This window comes from Vibrio rumoiensis 1S-45 (genome assembly GCF_000286955.2).
In the GTDB taxonomy this organism is placed as follows: domain Bacteria; phylum Pseudomonadota; class Gammaproteobacteria; order Enterobacterales; family Vibrionaceae; genus Vibrio; species Vibrio rumoiensis_A.
This window is the reverse complement of record NZ_AJYK02000070.1, coordinates 1-3,773: the sequence shown is the minus strand read 5'-3', so window position 1 is coordinate 3,773 and position 3,773 is coordinate 1. Positions and strand designations below refer to the sequence as shown.

The following is a 3,773-nucleotide window of genomic DNA, read 5'->3' as shown; positions in this document are numbered from 1 at the left end:
CTACTAAGCTGCGCTATTCACCGAGATTCAATCAACATTATGTTTCTGAACGAGCTGCGTATATTACGGATTTATTTAGCAGACGCAAGGGCTTTGGGCGAAAAAAATCATTAATTTTAAAAATAACTTTCAAACGATTAAATAGTAATCAAGGAAAGTTCACATCCATAGCCAAATCGCTATAATTTGCCTATTACCCTACCTTGAGGACAGTCTTATGCAAGATGATGACTTAGAGTTATTCCAACAAATGATGGGTGATGTAAAACCAATTGAGCAAGATACAGCGATAAAGTTAAAAGACCGCGTCCTTACCGAAGCCCATCTTGCAAGGCGCCAAGCAGCGGTATCGCTTGCCGATGAAAATGAAGAATACTTATCTTTAGATAACGCCCCTATGCTAAAGCCTAACGATATTCTGGAATACAAAAAAGATGGGGTACAAGATGGTGTGTTCCGAAAATTACGTTTAGGTAAGTACCCTATTACGGCCAAATTAGATCTGCATCGTCGTACACTGAAACAAGCGCGCGAAGATGTGGTGTCATTTCTACGCCAAGCTCAACGCTTAGATACTCGAAGTGTGCTAATTGTACACGGCAAGGGTGAGCGTTCTAACCCACCAGCCTTAATGAAAAGCTATATTGCCACCTGGTTGGAACAAATCACCGATGTGATGTGCTTTCATAGCGCACAACCTTTTCATGGGGGTTCAGGTGCGGTGTATGTCTTAATTAAGAAAAGTCCTGAAATGAAGCTCGATAACCGGGAACGCCATCAAAAACGGATGAGCTAAGCGGAATGATATAGGGTTTTAGTGACTCTCAGCTCGTCATTCCAGAAACGAGGTACGAGTTATCCGGAATCTATCACACCAATGAAACTTACTTGAAAGCGAAACCTAACTCTATTTGTTTGTGTGGTTTATTTGAATATTGGATTTGTGAGGAAATCTCCACACAGCCTTCGGCGACCAACCTTTTTTCAACAGCCAAAACAGGTCGGGATGATGATCGCTGTAATTTTAGCTGATTAATTTACCCCATCAACGCAAAGGCTCCTTCTCTTTGATCCAAAAACATCTAATGAACTAAAGCTTTAATTACCCTCAATTTCGTCATCCCGGAAAAGAGGGACGAGTTATCCGGGATCTGTCATACCAATAACACTGCGTGAAAGCGAGAACTTATGCTTAAATGTGATTTATCAGGTTTCATTATAAGATATTGTTAATTAACAATGGCATATAAATATTGAAAGCTCATCTCTGTCACAACTGGCTCGCTAAACCGAATTCTCGCTTTCTCCATCGCATAAAATCGGCTAAATACTTTTAAAAAACCATTCTTAGCGTATCTTATGGCAATAAATGAATTGATTAGTAGCGATCGTGTATAAAATCCATTCAGGTTTATCCGAGTTTCTTGCTAATACACTGTTAGCCGTCATGGAGCTTGCTATACTCAAAGTGATAGAATAGTATCACTTTAGTATTCCTTTGGAGCAGCTCTCATGAAAGTAGAACTAGTTACATCACTTAAACGTCAAGCAACTAAGATCCTCGCCGATCTCCACGACACCAAAGAACCAGTGTTAATTACCGAGCATGGTAAGCCATCCGCGTATCTAGTTGATGTTGATGATTACGAGTTTATGCAAAATCGTTTGTCTATTCTTGAGGGTATTGCACGAGGTGAACGCGCACTAGCTGACGGTAAAGTAGTAAGTCATGATGAAGCCAAGGACAAAATGTCAAAATGGTTGAAATAATCTGGACTGAGCCAGCGTTATCTGACCTCAACGATATCGCTGAATACATCGCACTTGAAAATATCGTAGCTGCAAAGCAGTTAGTACAAACGATCTTCTCCAAAGTCGAACGCCTACAAACTTTCCCAGAATCAGGTCGTATTCCACCCGAACTAGAACATTTAAGTTATCGTGAAGTTGTCATTAATCCATGTCGTGTTTTCTATAAACAAGACGGTGACAAAGTGTTTATTCTGTTTGTTATGCGTGCTGAGAGAGATTTACGTAAGTTCCTGTTGAGTAAACAATAACCTTTGGGAGTGAGCGACTTACAAACTGTTTAAGAGTGATTCGCAACACGTGGTATTTTCACTATGCGTTGCGTTTAGTGTTTAAGGTGGTCTGCGAAAGCATCAGTATTGCATTGCTCACACCTTAACGCTGCGTTACTTTCCCATACATCAACTAATCCGTAATTTATTAAATGAGTAAAATCGAATCGGTAGCTAAAAATTGTCCAATTATAAATTCCAATATCCACACGTCCAAACTAGCCAGTAAGACATAACTTCCCTGCATCTATTAATCTGTCTCTTTTTAAACCAATCTGTTAAACTCTGCTTCCTTATTTTTTCAAGCTATATTTCTTAATATATTCCCCTTGAGAGTTCCGTTGTGAAACGTCAAAGAGAGATCAATATGACTACCAATACCTCTGCCATTCGTTTAAATAAATTCATCAGTGATTCTGGTTTTTGTTCACGTCGCGCCGCTGACAAGCTGATCGATGAAGGTCGTGTGACGATTAATGGTCAAATACCTGAAATGGGCACTAAAGTAATGCCTGGTGATGAAGTATTGGTGGATCACAAACCAATTCGTGATAAAGAAAAGCCTATCTATATTGCGCTGAACAAGCCAACCGGGATCACTTGTACTACCGAACGTCATGTTGAAGGTAATATTGTCGATTTTATTGGTCACCATAAACGCATTTTTCCAATTGGACGCTTAGATAAACCTTCTGATGGTTTGATCTTTATGACCAATGATGGCGATATCGTAAATAAGATTTTACGTGCTGGTAATGCCCACGAAAAAGAATACGTTGTGCGTGTTGATAAGTTCATCACTGAAGAATTTATTGCTAAAATGGGCGCTGGTGTGGATATTTTGGATACCACAACCCTGCCTTGTAAAGTCACTAAAGAGACCGATTTTTCCTTCCGAATCGTATTAACTCAAGGTTTAAATCGCCAAATTCGTCGTATGTGTGAAGCTCTTGGCTATGATGTTTATAAACTGCGCCGTGTTCGCATTATGAATATTTCAATCGACGGTTTACCAAATGGCAAATGGCGCTATTTGACCGACACAGAAGTCACGGAAATTCACGATATGATTGAAGGCTCTGTAGGAACGGAAGAAGCCTCTAAAATGGATGCCGAAGGAAAAACCATAGAAAAAGCTACCGATGCCAAACTGCATGATGCGCGTATACAAGCAAAAGCAGAGAAAGAACGAGAGTTAGCCCTTCAGCGTCAAGAACAGCAGCCTCAATTTAAAACTTACCGTGGTAAAGGTGAGTTTGAACGTAAAGCGCGTGGCAGCCGTGATGACAAGAGCAAATCAAATGAAAGCACCGGTGGTAACCGCGCTCGCAACCAAGATAAGCCGAAAGTCTCTTCGCAAGGAAATTCGACTGCTAAAGGCTCTAAATTTGGTAATTCAAACAGTAGCACCATTAAAAAATGGACGCCAAAAGGCAAAGCATAACCTAGAAACGGATTGAGAAACTAAGCTGTTCGATGCGTCATTCTATCGAACATGTTTAAAATAACACTTATTATACTAAACAAGCTTAAAATTCAGCCGGTTGATTCATTTTTTAAAAAAAAGAGTTTACCTGCTCGCTCAATCCTATAAAGTGTACCTCGTCTCCAAACGGAGGCGATGGTGTTCTAACTGTTCAGTTAGGTGCCTTGCAATTTAGATTGCTTGTGCCCTGGTGGTGGAATTGGTAG

The 3,773-nt window shown here is 40.2% G+C and carries 5 protein-coding genes; all 5 read left to right on the top strand.

Translation table 11 applies throughout. The features are described from left to right. Window positions 1-185: hypothetical protein (locus A1QC_RS15650; protein WP_206743535.1), on the top strand; the 185-nt coding region annotated here is incomplete at its 5' end. Between the two features lie 32 nt (window positions 186-217). Beyond that, window positions 218-796 (top strand): DNA endonuclease SmrA, encoded by a 579-nt coding sequence (smrA, locus tag A1QC_RS09490; protein WP_017024723.1) that lies wholly within the window; start codon window positions 218-220, stop codon window positions 794-796. Window positions 797-1,512: 716 nt separating this feature from the next. Continuing rightward, the gene (locus A1QC_RS09485) at window positions 1,513-1,770 is read left to right on the top strand and encodes a type II toxin-antitoxin system Phd/YefM family antitoxin (protein WP_017024722.1); all 258 of its coding nucleotides are present in this window, start codon (window positions 1,513-1,515) and stop codon (window positions 1,768-1,770) included. Next, window positions 1,758-2,060, top strand: a complete 303-nt coding sequence (locus tag A1QC_RS09480; protein ID WP_017024721.1) for a type II toxin-antitoxin system RelE/ParE family toxin — start codon at window positions 1,758-1,760, stop codon at window positions 2,058-2,060. The genes A1QC_RS09485 and A1QC_RS09480 overlap by 13 nt, the downstream gene beginning before the upstream one ends. Window positions 2,061-2,448: 388 nt before the next feature. Further along, window positions 2,449-3,525, top strand: a complete 1,077-nt coding sequence (gene rluF / locus A1QC_RS09475; protein ID WP_017024720.1) for a 23S rRNA pseudouridine(2604) synthase RluF — start codon at window positions 2,449-2,451, stop codon at window positions 3,523-3,525. Window positions 3,526-3,773 lie beyond the last annotated feature (248 nt).